The following is a 14,250-nucleotide window of genomic DNA, read 5'->3' as shown; positions in this document are numbered from 1 at the left end:
ATGAAAACAATTGAATTGCATATTACATTACAACCACAAGTATTAGATACACAAGGACAAGCATTAAATCGAGCTGTACATGATTTAGGATATAAGCAAGTCAATGATATCAGAGTTGGTAAAGTACTCTATATGACTTTTGATGAAGCAACTGACGAAGCAGTTCATAATGTTGTAATTACGTTAAGTGAAAAACTTTTTGCTAATACTGTTATTGAAGAATATAGTTATAAAGTATTGGAAGAAGGAGAGAAGGCATAATGAAATTTGCAGTGCTGAAATTTCCAGGATCAAATTGCGACAGAGACATGTATAATGCTGCATTGAAATCAGATGTAGAAGCAGAATATGTAGATTATAGAAATACATCGTTGGACGGTTTTGATGGTGTACTGATACCAGGTGGTTTTTCTTTTGGTGATTATTTACGTTCTGGGGCAATGGCAAGTGTTGCACCAATTACAGAAGCAGTAAAACAATTTGCGAAAGAAGGTAAACCGGTACTTGGTGTGTGTAATGGGTTTCAAATTCTAACTGAAATTGGTTTACTTCCAGGTGCTTTACTACATAATGATTCTCATTTATTCGTGAGTCGAAATGAATCATTGCGTGTGGTAAATCATAATACGGCATTCACAAATTTATATAATGAGGATGAAACTGTAGTTTATCCTGTTGCCCATGGTGAAGGTCATTATTATTGTACTCAAGATATGTATGATCGTTTAGAGGCAAATAATCAAATTATATTAAAATATGTCAATAATCCGAATGGTTCTTTTAATGATATCGCAGGTATTATCAATGAACAGGGCAATGTGTGTGGTATGATGCCTCATCCGGAACGTGCTATTGAACCAATTCTTGGTACAGATAGCGGCGTAAAATTATTTCAAGCAATGGTAAATAGTTGGAGGGAACAAAATGTCTAAATTTATTGAACCAAGTTCTGAAGATATTAAAATTGAACAACTGTACAAGGATATGGGATTAAGTGATGAAGAATACGCAAAGGTTTGTGATATTTTAGGTAGTGAACCTAACTTTACGGAGATTGGTATTTTCTCAGTTATGTGGAGTGAACACTGTTCTTATAAACATTCCAAACCCTTTTTAACACAATTTCCAACTTCAGGTGAACATGTTTTAATGGGCCCAGGAGAAGGCGCAGGCGTTGTTGATATTGGTGATAACCAAGCGGTTGTGTTTAAGGTTGAGTCACACAATCACCCTTCTGCAGTTGAACCATACCAAGGCGCAGCTACTGGTGTGGGAGGCATTATTAGAGATATTGTTTCTATTGGTGCACGTCCAATTAATTTATTGAATAGTCTAAGGTTTGGTGAATTGACAGAAAAACAAAACCATCGACTTTTACGTGGCGTTGTTGCAGGTATAGGTGGCTATGGTAACTGTATAGGAATTCCTACAACTGCTGGAGAAATAGAGTTTGATGATCGATATGATGGCAACCCACTCGTCAATGCGATGTGTGTAGGCATAATTGATCACGACATGGTTCAAAAAGGGACGGCTAAAGGCGTTGGAAACTCTGTTATTTATGTTGGTTTGAAAACTGGCCGCGATGGTATTCATGGTGCGACTTTTGCTTCTGAAGAATTAAGTGAAGATAGTGAAAGCAAACGACCATCTGTTCAAATTGGTGATCCATTTGTAGGTAAAAAATTAATGGAAGCCACGCTAGAAGCCATCACATTTGATGAACTCGTTGGTATCCAAGACATGGGGGCTGCAGGACTAACATCATCATCCTCAGAAATGGCAGCTAAAGGTGGTAGTGGCTTACATTTACGTTTAGAACAAGTCCCTACAAGAGAACAAGGTATTTCACCGTATGAAATGATGTTATCTGAAACTCAAGAACGTATGTTGCTTGTTGTAGAAAAGGGAACAGAACAAAAATTCTTAGACCTCTTTGATAAACATGAGTTAGACAGTGCAGTAATTGGAGAAGTAACTGACACGGATCGTTTCGTATTAACTTATGAAGATGAAGTATTTGCCGATATTCCAGTTCAACCTTTATCTGATGAAGCGCCAGTTTATGTACTTGAAGGTACGTCGCCAGAATACAATGAAATTAAAAATGACTATAGCAGTGTAGATGTTGAATCCGTATTTGATCAATTATTACAACACCCAACTATAGCTTCGAAGCGTTATTTATACGAACAATATGATCAACAAGTAGGTGCTAATACGATAGTTAAGCCAGGATTACAAGCCTCTGTTGTGCGCGTTGAAGGAACTGATAAAGCTATTGCGTCAACGATTGATGGAGAAGCCCGCTATGTATTTAACAATCCATATGAAGGTGGAAAAATGGTTGTTGCCGAAGCGTATAGAAATTTAATTTCTGTAGGTGCAACGCCTTTAGCTATGACGGATTGTTTAAATTATGGCTCACCTGAGAAGAAAGAAATATATCAACAATTAGCAGATTCAACAAAAGGTATGGCAGAAGCATGTGAGATTTTAAGCACACCTGTCGTTTCGGGTAATGTGTCTTTATATAACGAAACGAGAGAAACATCTATATTCCCAACACCTGTAGTAGGTATGGTTGGTCTCATCGATGACATAAGTTATCTTAATCATTTTAATCCTTCTGTAGGAGATAAATTATATGTTGTTGGTGATACAAATGACGATTTCGGTGGTAGTCAAATTGAGAAATTGTTGTATGGTCAAGTGAATCATGAATTTGAATCCATTGATTTATCGGAAGAAGTTCGTAAAGGTGAATCGATAAAACAAGCAATTCGAGAAGGGGTAGCTTCACATGTGCAAACAGTAGGTAAAGGTGGCTTATTGCTTACTTTAGCTCGTATCAGTGCACATTACCAACTTGGTTTACAGGCGAAACTAAGTGTTACGAATGCGCAACTGTTTAGTGAAACACAAGGACGTTATATTGTAATCGTAAAAAATGGTCAATCATTAAACTGCGATCATGCTGTTGAGATTGGTAAAGTGACTAATGATCAACAATTTAAAGTGACAAATGAACAGAGCGAAATTGTGCGTGATGTAAAACATTTAAATGATTTATGGGAAGGAGCTATACCTCAATGTATGACAGCAACGGATTAAATGAAGAATGTGGCGTGTTTGGCATATGGAATCATCCGGAATCTGCTCAATTAACCTATATGGGACTACACAGTTTGCAACATCGTGGTCAAGAAGGTGCTGGAATCGTTTGTTCAAATGGTGAAGTGCTTAAAGGTGAACGTGGTTTAGGTTTATTGACAGATGCGATATCAGATACACAAATGGAATCATTTAAAACATATCAACATGCAATTGGGCATGTGAGATACGCAACATCTGGGAATAAAGGTATAGAGAATATTCAACCGTTTTTATATCATTTTTATGATATGAGTGTTGCAGTTTGTCATAATGGTAATCTTATCAATGCGCAAAGTCTAAAAAAATCTTTAGAACATCAAGGCTCTATTTTTCACTCTTCTTCAGATACTGAAGTTATCATGCACTTGATACGAAGAAGTAAAGCACCTACATTTGAAGATGCTTTTCAAGAAAGTTTAAGAAAAATAAAAGGCGGATTTACTTTTGCGGTACTAACTAAAGACGCTTTATATGGTGCAGTTGACCCTAATGCGATTCGACCATTAGCTGTTGGTAAAATGAAAAATGGTTCATATATTATTGCAAGTGAAACATGTGCAATCGATGTCCTAGGTGCTGAATTTGTAAGAGATATTCATGCTGGAGAATATGTAGTCATCAATGATGATGGGATTAGAGTCGAATCTTATACGCGTCATACAACGACGGCTATTTCAGCTATGGAGTATATTTACTTTGCTAGACCTGATTCAACCATTGCCGGTAAAAACGTACATGCTGTTAGAAAACAGTCTGGTAAACAATTAGCGAAAGAAAGTCCAGCATCAAGTGCGGACATGGTTATTGGTGTACCTAATTCTTCACTTTCAGCAGCATCTGGTTATGCCGAAGAGAGTGGACTGCCGTATGAAATGGGTCTTGTTAAAAATCAATATGTTGCAAGAACATTTATTCAACCGACACAAGAATTACGTGAACAAGGCGTCCGCGTAAAATTATCTGCTGTAAAAGATATTGTCTATGATAAAAATATTGTCTTAGTAGATGATTCGATTGTCAGAGGTACTACGAGTAAACGTATAGTACAAATGTTGAAAGACGCAGGCGCTAAGGAAGTTCATGTACGCATTGCTTCTCCTGAGTTTATGTTTCCAAGTTTTTATGGCATAGATGTTTCAACAACGGCAGAGCTTATTTCATCAAATAAATCGCCCGAGGAGATTAGTGATTATATTGGAGCAGATTCACTGGCTTATTTAACAGTCGAAGGTCTAATTGATTCTATTGGACTTGATTGCGATGCGCCTTATAGTGGACTTTGTGTTGAAAGTTTCACAGGTGATTATCCTGCAGGTTTATATGATTATGAGCAAGATTATGTAGCGCATTTAAGTGAACGTCAAAAAGCGTACTTAGCAAATCATCAACAATACTTTGATAGAGAGGGTAATTTAAATGTCTAAAGCATATCAACAAGCAGGCGTCGATATTAATGCAGGGTACGAAGCGGTAGAACGAATGACAAGTCATGTCCAAAGAACAATGCGCAAAGAAGTACTTGGTGGATTGGGTGGCTTTGGTGCTATGTTTGATTTGTCACAGTTGAATATGAAAGCACCTTTACTTGTATCAGGTACAGATGGTGTAGGTACAAAATTAAAATTAGCCATCGATAACGATAAACATGACACGATTGGTATAGATGTTGTCGCAATGTGTGTCAATGATATTTTAACTACAGGTGCAGAACCACTTTACTTTTTAGATTATATTGCAACTAATAAAGTCGTTCCTGAAGTCATTGAGCAAATTGTCAAAGGGGTAAGTGATGGCTGTGAAGAGACCAATACAGCTTTAATCGGTGGAGAAACAGCTGAAATGGGAGAAATGTATCACGAGGGTGAATATGATTTAGCAGGCTTCGCAGTAGGTGCAGTAGAAAAGGATGACTATATTGATGGCTCATCTGTTGAACCTGGACAAGCAATTATAGGTCTTGAATCTAGTGGCATACATTCCAATGGTTATAGTTTAGTTAGAAAATTAATACAACAATCAGGTATTAAATTAAGTGAACCATTCAATCAAGAACAGACATTTTTAGATGCTTTTTTGAAACCCACACGTTTATATGTAAAACCCGTGTTAGCTGTTAAATCATCTATTAAGATATATGCCATGACCCATATTACAGGGGGCGGTTTTTATGAAAATATACCTAGAGCCTTACCTGAGGGGATAACAGCCAAGATTGATGTCACGCAATTTCCTACGCCAGCTATATTTGATTGGTTACAGGAACAAGGAAACATCTCAACTGATGAAATGTATAACATTTTTAACATGGGTATTGGCTTTACTTTAGTCGTTGATAAAAACCAAGTTGAATCAACATTAGAAATACTTAAAGGTCAAAATATCAAGGCATATAAAATTGGTGAAACTGTTAAAGGCAACGAACCAATCCAATTAACGGGGGTATAAAATTGACCAAAATAGCTATATTTGCTTCTGGTTCTGGAAGTAATTTTGAAAGTATTATGTCTAAAATCAAACAAGGGGAACTACCAAATATTGAAGTAACCTCACTTTATACAGATCAAGTAAATGCATATTGTATTGAACGCGCGCGCAAATATCATTTAGATGTTCATATTAATGAATTGAAAAATTTTGATTCTAAAACGGATTATGAACGCAAAATTATAGAATGGTTAACGTCTGAAAAAGTAGAGTGGATTGTTCTAGCTGGCTATATGAAATTAATAGGTGAAAATATTTTAAGAGCTTATGATAAACGCATTTTAAATATTCACCCTTCATTATTACCAAAATATAAAGGGAAAGATGCTATAGGACAAGCGCTAGCAAGTGGCGATACAATAACTGGTTCAACAGTACATTATGTTGACAGTGGTATGGATACGGGAGAAATTATTGAACAACGTCAATGTGATATTTATCCGGACGATAATAAATCTGATCTTGAAGAAAGAATTAAAGCAATAGAGCATGAATTATATCCAGAAGTCATATCAAAAATCATTCAATAAGAGGTGCTAATTTAAATGAAGAAAGCAATATTAAGTGTGTCTAATAAAGCAGGTATTGTAACCTTTGGTCAATCATTAATAGAGCAAAATTATGAATTATATTCAACGGGCGGAACAATGCGTGAATTAGCCAATGCCGGGTTACCTGTGAAGTCGATTTCAGAGTTGACAGAGTTTGAAGAAATTATGGATGGCAGAGTTAAAACATTACATCCATCTGTACACGGCGGTATTTTAGCTGATAGAGATAAACCTGAACATTTAGAACAACTGCAAGCACAAGGTATTGATTTAATAGATATGGTAGTTGTCAATTTATATCCATTTAAAGAAACGGTTGCAAACCCTAATGTGACAGAAGAAGATGCAATTGAAAACATTGATATCGGTGGACCAACGATGCTGCGTGCTGCAGCAAAGAACTTCAAACATGTTGTTACCGTTGTACATCCTGCTGATTATAATGAAGTGATTGATAAATTGAAAAATGGCACATTAGATGAAGCTTATCGCAAATCACTTATGATTAAAGTATTTGAACATACAAATGAATATGACGCAGCGATTGTAGACTATTTTAAAGATAATAAGGAAAGTTTACGTTATGGTGAAAATCCACAACAATCAGCTTATTTTGTTAGAACATCTGATGCCAAACATACTTTAGCAGGTGCCAAACAATTACATGGCAAGCAATTAAGCTATAACAATATCAAAGATGCGGATGCAGCGTTATCATTGGTGAAACAATTTGAACAACCTGCTGCTGTTGCTGTTAAGCATATGAATCCATGTGGCGTGGGCGTTGCTGAAACAATTGATGAGGCATATAAACATGCTTTCGATGCAGATAATCAGTCTATTTTTGGTGGTATTGTTGCTTTGAATAGAACTGTAGAAAAATCATTGGCAGAAGTATTGCATGGTATCTTTTTAGAAGTTGTTATTGCACCAAAATTTACACAAGAAGCTCTAGAAGTGTTAGGTAAAAAGAAAAATATTAGGCTTTTAGAGATTGATATGACAATTGATAATAGTGAACAAGAACTTGTCTCTGTATCAGGAGGTTATCTTGTACAAGATAAAGATAATGTCAAATTAAATAGAGAAGACATGACAGTCGTTACAGAAGTTGAGCCAACAAAAGCGCAATGGGATGCTATGCTTCTTGGATGGAAAGTTGTTGCATCAGTTAAAAGTAATGCTGTTATCTTAAGTAATGCAAAACAAACAGTGGGTATTGGTGCAGGTCAAATGAATAGAGTAGGTTCTGCTCAAATTGCAATTGAAAGAGCGATTGAAATAAACGATGACGTTGCTATGGTTTCAGATGGTTTCTTCCCTATGGATGACACGGTAGAATTAGCTGCAAATTCTGGTATTAAAGCAATTATTCAACCAGGTGGTTCTATCAAAGATCAAGAATCTATTGATATGGCAAATAAACATGGTATTGCAATGGTTACAACAGGCGTAAGACATTTTAAACATTAATTAATATTGGAGGAAATGTAGCTTATGAAAGTACTCGTAATTGGTGCAGGTGGTAGAGAGCATGTATTAGCATTTAAATTAAAACAGTCTCCACTTATTAATGAAATTCATGTGATACCAGGCAATGACGCTATGAAAAATATAGCGACAGTACATACAGATATAGATGAAGCGAATCATGAAAAAATTGTAGATTTTGCTAAGACACAGAATGTTTCATGGGTAATTATTGGACCTGAACAGCCATTAACCGAAGGATTAACCGATAAATTGCAAACAGAAAATATAAAAGTATTTGGTCCAAATGAAGCTGCAGCACAAATTGAAGGTTCAAAATTATTTGCAAAACAACTCATGGAAAAGTATGACATTCCAACTGCAGCTTACAAAGAAACAAATAACAAAACAGATGCATTAGCCTATATTGACACATGTGAATTTCCAATTGTACTGAAAAAAGATGGATTAGCCGCAGGTAAAGGTGTTATTATTGCTAATAATATCGATGAAGCACGTGAAGGAATAGAAATTTTATATTCTGAAGAAAATGGCACAGTTGTATTTGAACAATTTCTTGAAGGTGAGGAATTTTCACTTATGACATTTGTTAATCAAGATTATGCTGTGCCATTTGATTGTATTGCGCAAGATCATAAACGTGCGTTTGACAATGATGAAGGTCCTAATACTGGTGGTATGGGAGCATACTGTCCGGTACCTCATATTGATAAGGGTATGATAGAACGTACAAATAAAGAAATTGCTCAGCCAATTGCACAAGCAATGGCGAAAGAGGGCTATTCATTTTTTGGTGTGCTATATATAGGCGCAATTATAACAAAAGAGGGTCCTAAGGTGATTGAGTTTAATGCAAGGTTTGGAGATCCAGAAGCGCAAGTGTTGTTGACTCGAATGGAAAGTGATTTGATGCAACACATTTTAGATTTAGAGGCGAAGCAACCGATTCAATTTAAGTGGAAAAAAGATGCGGTTGTAGGGGTTATGCTTGCGTCTAAAGGCTATCCAGGTACTTATAATAAAGGTGAGGTCGTTTCAGGGTTTACATTAGATGGAAGATACTTTGTAAGTGGTTTAAATAAAGTTGATCAACATTACGTAACTTCAGGAGGTCGTGTTATTCTCGCTTTAGGCGAAGGTAGCGACATTAGTGAAGCTAAAGCTAATGCTTATGAAGCGGTTGACCAAATTCAAAGTAATGCATTATTTTATCGTTCTGACATCAGTGACAAAGCGATAAAACAAAAATAGCAAAAAAGCGATGGAACAAACTGGTTTAGGTTTTGTTCCATCGCTTTTATTTTTTGGATAAAAATGATTTCGAAAAGTTAGTTGAACTTTTTTAATAAATACTTGTTATACGGACATCGTCGATTCCAGTTATTGGGAAATATAGTGATAAGTAATAGGCACTTATTAATATGAGTCCCATAACTATAATTAATAGAATATCTTTATACGAGAAAGGTGCATGATAATAATATGTTCGAGGCCCATCTTTGAAGCCTTTTTTTTCCATTGCTACTGAAAGCTGATGTGCCTTCCTGATGTTTTGACTTAATAACGGAATGATGAGGTGCTTGACTCTTTTTATACCTCGATAATTTTGGGCACTTATTAATTGATAACGTATTTTTAATGATTTTCTTAATTGTAAAAAAGACATAAACATTAATGGCACCATGCGTATTGCCGCCATAAAGGCATATGCTACTTTGGGTTTTACTTTTAAATGTTGCATTAAACTATAAAATACAAGAACGATTTGTGAAGTAAAAGCAATTAAGATTCCAAAAAATGAAACCGTTGTTGTACGCATTGCTAAATGTAAGCCACGATACAAACTTTCAGTTGTTATTTGGATAAACCCAAATTTGAATAGTAAGTGCGTCCCATCACCATAAAAAATCATGAATAATGCGGACACTAAACTGAAAATTATTGTAAAAGTGATAAATACTAAGGTGATTTTAAATTGCAAGCCATTGAATATTAATAATAGGGCAAGCATTAAGCACGTAATATAAAACATATAATCGAATTGATGAACAAATATGACAAAGAAGAATAATATAACAGCAATCCCTAATTTAGTAATGATATTTACATCATCGATAAAGGAATGGTGTTTTTTCCACATATCAAACATACGTATCACCTGTCTTTTCTATTAAATGGTGATGTTCGAGATGTAGTCTTCGAGTTGGGTAACGTGCAATAATTTCTGGGTCATGTGTAACCATGATAATGGTTTGTCCTTGTTTAATTCTCTGTTGAAACAGCTTAATTAGGTTAAATGTATTGTGACTATCAAGTCCAAATGTAGGTTCATCAAGTAAAATTAAATCAGAAGAAGCACTTAAAGCAATGGCAACACTTAAGCGTCGCTTTTGTCCCATAGATAATTCATAAGGGTGTTGCATTTGTACTGATGTTAAGTTAAGCGTTTTTAATAATGATTCAGTTTGCTGTTTAGCTTCATCCGTTGAATTAAATTTGTTTTTGTTTTGTATATGAATTTCGTCGTATACAGAATTTGTTATAAATTGTAATTCGGGATTTTGATACACAAGATACATAGATTTTGCTGCAGATTTAATTTTAGTGTAAATATGATGATTGATGTACATCTGACCTTCATATTTAATTAATTGCATCATTGATTCGAGCAGTGAAGTTTTACCTGAACCATTGGACCCGGTAATGGATATCCATTCTCCCGCATTGACATTTAACTTAGGAATGTTAATGAGTTGCTGCTTTCCACGTTTAATAACTGCATCTTGAATTTGGAAATTAAAATGAGATGAATCAGAATCTGAAAAATTTAGTGCTTTTGGTGCAGAATGCCAAGCTTTTGGATGCCAAACACCATATTTAGTTAATAGCGCTTCATAATCATTTAAAATTTGAGAAGGTGGGGCATCTGCAATGATGGCACCATCATAATTCATTAAAACGACACGATCGACATGTTGCCATATATGTTCGACTTTGTGTTCTACTATAAGTACAGTTTGGTCTCGCCACAATGATTGAATTTTTTGCCATAAATCAGCAGTTGACTCTACATCTAACATCGCGGTAGGTTCATCTAAAAATAGTGTCGTTGCTTGTTGTAAAATTGTCTCAGCAATCGCAAGTTTTTGTTTCATACCGCCACTTAATTCATTAATATATTGATTTTTGTCCACGTTTAATCCAACTGTCATTAGTGCTTTCTCAATACGATGATCCATTTCTTCCCGAGGAACTTGTTGATTTTCTAGTACAAATGCAAGTTCTTCATAAACTTTAGGCATACAAAATTGAGTATCTGGATCTTGGAATATGACACCACTTGAAGGATCGACTTCTAATGCATCATATTTTAACGGCAAATCTATCAAGTTTGGCACAATGCCACTAAGTACGTTTAATAAAGTACTTTTACCTGAGCCAGAAGGACCTAATAATAATACTTTTTCTTTATCTTTTATTTGAATAGACAAATTGTCGAATATTTTTTTTTGACCATTTGGATATTTCAAGCGTAAATTTTTAGTAGCTATCAACATTATTACTCCTTATAGATTGTCATAATCATTCTGGGTTGCTGGTCTGAATAATTTTGTTACACCAGTTTGGTCAAGTGCTTTAACAATATAATAAGATAAGAGACCGGCAACGATAATACCGCTAATTAATCTAAATATGATGTATAAAGCAAGATTCCAACCCGCGACTTCTCCTAGATAACCATAGGCAAAATCTAAAGGTAGTGTTGCAACTGAAGCTAAAAATCCTGCTAGCATCGCAACCATTGCTGAACGTGATTTATATCGAAAAATAGCAAATATAATTTCGCAAGCTAAACCTTGTAATAATGCATAGACCATCGTTGCAATATCAAAACGACCCATTACAATTGTTTCACCAGCACCTGCAGCAAATTCTGCAAGCAGAGCAATACCGGCTTTTGGAATTATGAGATAAGCTACGACTGCTGCCATAAACCAGGCACCATAAGTGAGTTCTTCAAAATGAAGTCCAGTTACCTGTACAGCTTTATAGACAAAATTCCAAACATTATAAATAATGGCGAAAACAACTGCGATAAGCACAGTTACAAGTATTTCGGATAGTTTTAAACCTTTTGACATCATTGTTCCTCCTAATATAAAAAACGCACAACCTTCTAGAAAGTTGCGCGTTTTTATATAGGCATACGGATACCAAAGTTACACAGTGATATCGCAATACACTTTCCTACGCTAGTTTAATCTAGATCAGGTTCAAAGGGTTTGAGGGTATACCTCATCTCAGTCACAAAACACCCCTAGTGCGAATGATTTATTTAAATTTAATTATAATGTATGACTTTTCGTCGTTTATGTCAAGGTTATGCTAGAAATTGTTGGTTAATAGAGTGATTATTTTAAGGACAAACGTTGTTAATTAAGTTTATTACACGCAATCAAATTATAAAACCATTAAAAAATAGGAGTGGACACAAACCTCATTTTGATAAGATTTGATGTCGCACTCCCATATCGGATTTACATTTATATTGAATTACTATTAATACCAAGTATCTATACTAGTCTAAAGTATCTTGAATATTTTGTTTAGTTTCTTCAGTGTTATCTTTTGCAGATTCTTTTTCTTCTTTTAATTTATCCTCTGCTTTTTTAGCTTTTTCAGCTGCTTCTTTATTTAATTCTTCTTTACTCATAATTAAAGCACTCCTTCATAGTTAAGATTATCTATATTTAGTATGTACCACAATTGAATAAAATATAAACACTTCAATATAATTACAATAGTTTGATATGAGATTAATGTTAATTAATGGATAATCTAAATAATGCATCGATAATGTACTTAATAAGTTAAATTTATAAAATTGTTTAAACATGAATTGTAAGTGGAAATTTGACTATAAGTCATTTTATATCATACTATGGACTTATTTATTAGATAATTAAAGACAAGAACTAAATGTTCATATATAATAACTTTTGAGGTGAATGGTATGTCTTTTTTGAAGAAACACGCTGAGATATTATATAGTTATGTTATAGGCATCGTTTCGCTTTTCACAGGTCTTATCATTTTAATTAATTTACCATTAATTAATAAATTAAATGGTAAAGGTAAAATTGATTTGCACATTCATAATGTATGGGATTTTATAAATGCATTTTTTGGTGAAATAATTAGAGTAATGAGTAATTACATAGGTAATTTCCCGATAATTAGTGCCATCATTATTGCTTTATTTGGTATTGGTGTCATTATGATTGGCTTTACTTTATATAGAACGACAAGATATGACTATGATATTTCAGTATTCTTTTTAGTTATTGGTATTCTTTTTTTCATCATAACACTGATATTGATGACTCAAGTTTATAGCTTTTTTGCTATTATTTTCGTAATACCATTTGCAATTCATATTGGTTATATCGTTTATAAGGACGAGTTAAATACAGAACATAGAAAATATCATTATTTATGGATTATTTTCAGTTATGGGATAAGTTACTTAATAACGCAAATTGTTTTATACGGAAGAATTGAAAGCGATGAAATCATTCCTATTGATATTTTGAGTGTTAACACATTCTTTATTATCATGTGGTTACTTGGACAAATGTCTATTTGGAACTTCTTATTTTTAAGAAGATCACTTCCTTTAACAAAACAAGAACTTGGGGAAGAAGAACCAGAATTATCAAGAACTAACAAAGGATCAGTAACAAATCAAACGAAAGAAACATGGAAGACACTACAAGATAAAACAACAGAATTTACACATAAAACGCGCAGAAGTGTTGATATTCAAAAAGCTAGAGATAAAAAAGATAAATTTATTGCTAAATGGAAAGAAATTATCGATATTCAAGAGGATGATATTCCAAATTGGATGAAAAAACCTAAATGGATTAAACCTGCATATGTAGAGTTGTTCTGTGGAGCAATCTTATTATTCTTTACTTTAATTGAATTTAACAATAGGAATTCACTTTTTGTTTCAGGTAATTGGGAAATTTCCCAAACACAATATGTGATAGAATGGATTACGCTATTCTTTTTAATGATTATTATCATTATTTATATATTGACAACATTAACGAATTTCTTAAAAGATAGGTTCTATTATCTGCAAATGTTTATGGTCAGTTTATTATTCTTTAAATTACTGACTGAGTTTATGAACATTATGGTTCACGGATTATTATTATCCATCTTTATCACACCAATTTTAATCATTATGCTATTGGCTATATTTGTAGCATTTGTTATGAAGTTACGTGAACCAACTAAATATTAATTACTTTAATAGAAACAAGGAAGAAGTCTGGGACATGGCATTGTCTCAGGCTTTTTTTATTTGAAAGTAAAGGTGAAACATAACTTCTAAATAGAATTTCTTTCACATTTTATGTGGATTAGTCGCACTTATTCATGAGCATCGGCTGATGTCATTCACTATATTTGATAAGGTGAGGCGACCCAATCTTTATTGAAAAATTAAATTTCTATAAAAATACTTATGAAGTTTCAGATATAATATTTTGGTGAA

13 protein-coding genes and 1 riboswitch are annotated in these 14,250 nt (G+C 34.0%); of the genes, 9 read left to right on the top strand and 4 right to left on the bottom strand.

What is annotated here, in order from left to right; genetic code table 11:
* The 8 genes from purS to purD are packed head-to-tail and all read left to right on the top strand — an operon-like array spanning window position 1 to window position 8,933.
* Window positions 1–261 carry a phosphoribosylformylglycinamidine synthase subunit PurS gene (gene purS, locus KA893_RS02835; RefSeq protein WP_194375917.1) on the top strand — a complete coding sequence of 87 codons (261 nt, stop codon included), beginning with the start codon at window positions 1–3 and terminating at the stop codon, window positions 259–261.
* The gene (purQ, locus tag KA893_RS02830) at window positions 261–932 is read left to right on the top strand and encodes a phosphoribosylformylglycinamidine synthase subunit PurQ (RefSeq protein ID WP_011303437.1); all 672 of its coding nucleotides are present in this window, start codon (window positions 261–263) and stop codon (window positions 930–932) included. Before purS ends, purQ begins: the two co-directional genes overlap by 1 nt.
* The gene (gene purL / locus KA893_RS02825; RefSeq protein ID WP_194375918.1) at window positions 925–3,114 is read left to right on the top strand and encodes a phosphoribosylformylglycinamidine synthase subunit PurL; all 2,190 of its coding nucleotides are present in this window, start codon (window positions 925–927) and stop codon (window positions 3,112–3,114) included. Before purQ ends, purL begins: the two co-directional genes overlap by 8 nt.
* The gene (gene purF / locus KA893_RS02820; protein ID WP_115347458.1) at window positions 3,093–4,580 is read left to right on the top strand and encodes an amidophosphoribosyltransferase; all 1,488 of its coding nucleotides are present in this window, start codon (window positions 3,093–3,095) and stop codon (window positions 4,578–4,580) included. Before purL ends, purF begins: the two co-directional genes overlap by 22 nt.
* Window positions 4,573–5,601, top strand: a complete 1,029-nt coding sequence (gene purM / locus KA893_RS02815) for a phosphoribosylformylglycinamidine cyclo-ligase (RefSeq protein WP_115353006.1) — start codon at window positions 4,573–4,575, stop codon at window positions 5,599–5,601. Before purF ends, purM begins: the two co-directional genes overlap by 8 nt.
* Before the next feature lie 2 nt (window positions 5,602–5,603).
* A complete protein-coding gene (gene purN, locus KA893_RS02810; protein WP_194375919.1) occupies window positions 5,604–6,170 on the top strand; it encodes a phosphoribosylglycinamide formyltransferase in 567 nt (188 codons plus the stop codon).
* A 15-nt stretch (window positions 6,171–6,185) separates the two neighbouring features.
* Entirely contained in the window at window positions 6,186–7,664 is a 1,479-nt protein-coding gene (gene purH / locus KA893_RS02805; protein WP_115353005.1) for a bifunctional phosphoribosylaminoimidazolecarboxamide formyltransferase/IMP cyclohydrolase, read from the top strand.
* A gap of 24 nt (window positions 7,665–7,688) precedes the next feature.
* Entirely contained in the window at window positions 7,689–8,933 is a 1,245-nt protein-coding gene (gene purD / locus KA893_RS02800; protein WP_115353004.1) for a phosphoribosylamine--glycine ligase, read from the top strand.
* 91 nt (window positions 8,934–9,024) lie between these two features.
* Here purD and KA893_RS02795 read toward each other — a convergent pair whose 3' ends face one another.
* From KA893_RS02795 to graF, 4 genes are all read right to left on the bottom strand, one after another.
* Window positions 9,025–9,831, bottom strand: coding sequence for an energy-coupling factor transporter transmembrane component T family protein (locus KA893_RS02795; RefSeq protein ID WP_115347454.1), 807 nt, complete (start codon window positions 9,829–9,831; stop codon window positions 9,025–9,027).
* Window positions 9,824–11,236: an ABC transporter ATP-binding protein gene (locus KA893_RS02790; protein ID WP_181876287.1), complete on the bottom strand. Its 1,413-nt coding sequence runs from the start codon at window positions 11,234–11,236 to the stop codon at window positions 9,824–9,826. The genes KA893_RS02795 and KA893_RS02790 overlap by 8 nt, the downstream gene beginning before the upstream one ends.
* A 12-nt stretch (window positions 11,237–11,248) precedes the next feature.
* Window positions 11,249–11,824 (bottom strand): ECF transporter S component, encoded by a 576-nt coding sequence (locus tag KA893_RS02785; RefSeq protein ID WP_194375920.1) that lies wholly within the window; start codon window positions 11,822–11,824, stop codon window positions 11,249–11,251.
* A gap of 86 nt (window positions 11,825–11,910) precedes the next feature.
* A riboswitch (TPP riboswitch) is annotated at window positions 11,911–12,012 on the bottom strand.
* A gap of 249 nt (window positions 12,013–12,261) precedes the next feature.
* A complete protein-coding gene (gene graF, locus KA893_RS02780) occupies window positions 12,262–12,396 on the bottom strand; it encodes a glycopeptide resistance-associated protein GraF (protein ID WP_002483692.1) in 135 nt (44 codons plus the stop codon).
* Window positions 12,397–12,696: 300 nt separating this feature from the next.
* Here graF and auxA point away from each other — a divergent pair, with 300 nt between their 5' ends.
* Entirely contained in the window at window positions 12,697–13,998 is a 1,302-nt protein-coding gene (gene auxA, locus KA893_RS02775) for a lipoteichoic acid stability factor AuxA (RefSeq protein ID WP_210125575.1), read from the top strand.
* The last annotated feature ends 252 nt before the right edge of the window (window positions 13,999–14,250 follow it).

Origin of the sequence: Staphylococcus sp. GDY8P126P, assembly GCF_017891965.1 — a bacterium.
Taxonomy (GTDB): domain Bacteria; phylum Bacillota; class Bacilli; order Staphylococcales; family Staphylococcaceae; genus Staphylococcus; species Staphylococcus saprophyticus.
The sequence above is the reverse complement of the archived record's forward strand: the minus strand, read 5'-3'. Positions and strand labels throughout refer to the sequence as shown.

Bases quoted from the DNA above. Each gene is read 5' to 3' on its own strand.
- purS (WP_194375917.1), top strand. From the start codon at position 1: ATGAAAACAATTGAATTGCATATTACATTACAACCACAAGTATTAGAT.
- purQ (WP_011303437.1), top strand. From the start codon at position 261: ATGAAATTTGCAGTGCTGAAATTTCCAGGATCAAATTGCGACAGAGAC.
- purL (WP_194375918.1), top strand. From the start codon at position 925: ATGTCTAAATTTATTGAACCAAGTTCTGAAGATATTAAAATTGAACAA.
- purF (WP_115347458.1), top strand. From the start codon at position 3,093: ATGTATGACAGCAACGGATTAAATGAAGAATGTGGCGTGTTTGGCATA.
- purM (WP_115353006.1), top strand. From the start codon at position 4,573: ATGTCTAAAGCATATCAACAAGCAGGCGTCGATATTAATGCAGGGTAC.
- purH (WP_115353005.1), top strand. From the start codon at position 6,186: ATGAAGAAAGCAATATTAAGTGTGTCTAATAAAGCAGGTATTGTAACC.
- purD (WP_115353004.1), top strand. From the start codon at position 7,689: ATGAAAGTACTCGTAATTGGTGCAGGTGGTAGAGAGCATGTATTAGCA.
- KA893_RS02795 (WP_115347454.1), bottom strand. From the start codon at position 9,831: ATGTTTGATATGTGGAAAAAACACCATTCCTTTATCGATGATGTAAAT.
- KA893_RS02785 (WP_194375920.1), bottom strand. From the start codon at position 11,824: ATGTCAAAAGGTTTAAAACTATCCGAAATACTTGTAACTGTGCTTATC.
- graF (WP_002483692.1), bottom strand. From the start codon at position 12,396: ATGAGTAAAGAAGAATTAAATAAAGAAGCAGCTGAAAAAGCTAAAAAA.
- auxA (WP_210125575.1), top strand. From the start codon at position 12,697: ATGTCTTTTTTGAAGAAACACGCTGAGATATTATATAGTTATGTTATA.